Source organism: Geobacillus sp. PK12, from assembly GCF_004123125.1.
Taxonomy (GTDB): Bacteria; Bacillota; Bacilli; order Bacillales; family Anoxybacillaceae; genus Geobacillus; species Geobacillus zalihae.
The window spans coordinates 1-2,215 of the sequence record NZ_SDKL01000079.1 but is presented as its reverse complement, the minus strand read 5'-3'; the positions used below and the strand labels follow the sequence as shown (position 1 = coordinate 2,215).

Below are 2,215 nucleotides of genomic sequence, written 5' to 3'. Positions count from 1 at the left end.
AAAAATCCTTTGTTTTGACCTTGTTAGGGTGCGAAATGTGAGCTATTATATAAAAAAACCCTTTATTTTAACGTGTTATATTACCCTGTTTAATAAAAAATTGAAACTGTTTATTTTTTTGTAACAGTTTTCCAACCATTTTTCGTTTATCATGAAAATGGAGGAATCGATGATGCATTCATTTTGCCATATGGGAGGCCCTGAAGGGGTGAAACTATGCGCTGGCTTGGCGCAATTAAAACAAGAGCACGGCCCGTTGCGCGCCCAAATGGAGCAGGTGCTCGCCGCAGCGGAAGCGATCGGCCAAGGGGCGGATGACCGCAACTGGCGTGGGCCGCTCGCCGATTTGAGGGAAAAAGTCGAATCGTTCGTCGCCGTTTTAGATCCTCATTCGGAGCGGGAAGAAGGCGTATTGTTCCCGATGATGGCCAAGTACATCGGGCGGACGACCGGCCCCATCGCCGTCATGGAATACGAACATGAACAGGCGAAAGCGCGTCTTTCGATGTTTTTGGAAAAAACCGCCCATTTGCCGGAAACGGTGGACCGCGAACAGGCGTTAACGCTCGCCGGCGCGGTGGTTGAGGCGCATCATATTTTGGATGAGCATTTCATGAAAGAAGAAAACGTGCTCTTCCCGATGGCCGAGCGGCTGTTGTCGGACGGGGAGAAAGAGGAGCTGTTTGCACGCATGAACGAGTGACGATGGAATGGAAAACGGGACGCTTCTTTGTATGGAGCATCCCGTTTTCTTCATGGCACGCGGATGAGTCGGGTTGGCGCCGGTCCGTGACGGAGAGGGACGGGAGGCGGATGAACGGCATCCCGTTTTTCGTGATAACGGTCTTGGTTGGGGACTTTATGCTGCCTGACATCCGCTTACTGGGCGCGGTCAAGCGAGTCGACGGATTTGGGCATCCGCTTTCGGTAGACGACGTAGCTGCGCTGCAAGTAGCGGAGCGGAAAGCTGAATACGTGAACGAGGCGGGTGAACGGCCAGACGGCGAACAAGCCAAACGCGGCGAGAATATGGATTTTGAACCAAAGCGGGACCGTTTCCATATAAACCGGGTCCGGGCGGAATGTGAGAAGGCCGCGGAACCATGGACCGATCGTCGTTCGGTAGTCAAAGCCATGTGAGTTGACGTTCAGCAATGTCGATGATAACCCGCTGGTGATCACGACAAGCAAAAATCCGAGCGCGACCCAGTCGCCGGTGCTGCTTGTCACCCGTACGCGCTTGACCGTCAAGCGGCGGCGAAAAAGGATCACGAAACCAGCGAGCGCCGCCAAGCCGGCCGGAATGCCGCCTGCCAAGGCGAGGGCGTGGTACATCTCTTCTGTCACGCCAAGCGCTTCGTAAAACGGCTCGGGAATGAGAATGCCCATCACGTGGCCGACAAACACGAACAAAATGCCCCAGTGGAACAGAAGGCTTCCAAGGCGCAACTGCCGTTTTTCGAGCAGTTCGCTTGATTTTGATGTCCAGCCAAACTGGTCGCGCTGGTAGCGCCAAATATGGCCGGCGACAAATAGGACAAGCGCCAAATACGGAACAATCACCCAGAGAAATTGGCTGGCCATGCCGTTGCACCTCCTTTCGGGAGCGGCGTCACGCCGAGTTGAGTGAATGTGTGATTGAGCGCGTCAAACAGCTGTGCATACGGGCTGCCTGCCGCTGCCAGCCGGTCGCCGATTTCGCGGATATGGCCGGCATAATCGGCGAGCAAGGCGGTCGTATGCTCTTGATCTGCATAGGCCATCCATTCAAGCATGAGCGGCAAGTAGTCGGGCAGCTCGTGATCGGAGACGGCGAATCCGGCCGCTTCGTAGCGCGCTTTTAAGGCGACGAGTTCGATTCCGCGCTCCCGCTGCTCGCCGTTTGTCATATACGTCAAGTACAAATTTGTTTTTTTGCCGAAATCGAATGTTTCGACATATTGCTCCATCCGCTGACGGGCTGGGATGAAGTTGATTTGTTCGGCAAACGCCAAAAGCGGTGCGCGAACGGCCTCATCGTCAAGCGAGCGGATGGCGTCTAGGCAGTCAGGAAGCGATTGGGCCCACTGTTCGTCCGGGTAAGACAACAAATACGATACACACAAAAAGACCGTTTGCTGTTGTTCGCTGTTCATCGTAAATCCTCCATTTCATTGTTGAAGGGGGCGGGAGCCCATACCCGTCAAGTTAGCGGTATAAAATTTTTAAGACGATA

The 2,215-nt window shown here is 53.9% G+C and carries 3 protein-coding genes; 1 reads left to right on the top strand and 2 read right to left on the bottom strand.

Going from position 1 to position 2,215, the window contains the following annotated elements:
• The first annotated feature begins 172 nt into the window (after positions 1–172).
• Positions 173–703 (top strand): hemerythrin domain-containing protein, encoded by a 531-nt coding sequence (locus tag ETR37_RS17590; RefSeq protein ID WP_015374921.1) that lies wholly within the window; start codon positions 173–175, stop codon positions 701–703.
• Positions 704–879: 176 nt separating this feature from the next.
• Here the strand turns inward: ETR37_RS17590 and narI are convergent, their stop codons facing one another.
• Both narI and narJ read right to left on the bottom strand, forming a co-directional pair.
• The gene (narI, locus tag ETR37_RS17585; RefSeq protein ID WP_015374920.1) at positions 880–1,584 is read right to left on the bottom strand and encodes a respiratory nitrate reductase subunit gamma; all 705 of its coding nucleotides are present in this window, start codon (positions 1,582–1,584) and stop codon (positions 880–882) included.
• Positions 1,560–2,135, bottom strand: coding sequence for a nitrate reductase molybdenum cofactor assembly chaperone (gene narJ / locus ETR37_RS17580; protein WP_060788103.1), 576 nt, complete (start codon positions 2,133–2,135; stop codon positions 1,560–1,562). The genes narI and narJ overlap by 25 nt, the downstream gene beginning before the upstream one ends.
• Positions 2,136–2,215: the final 80 nt, after the last annotated feature.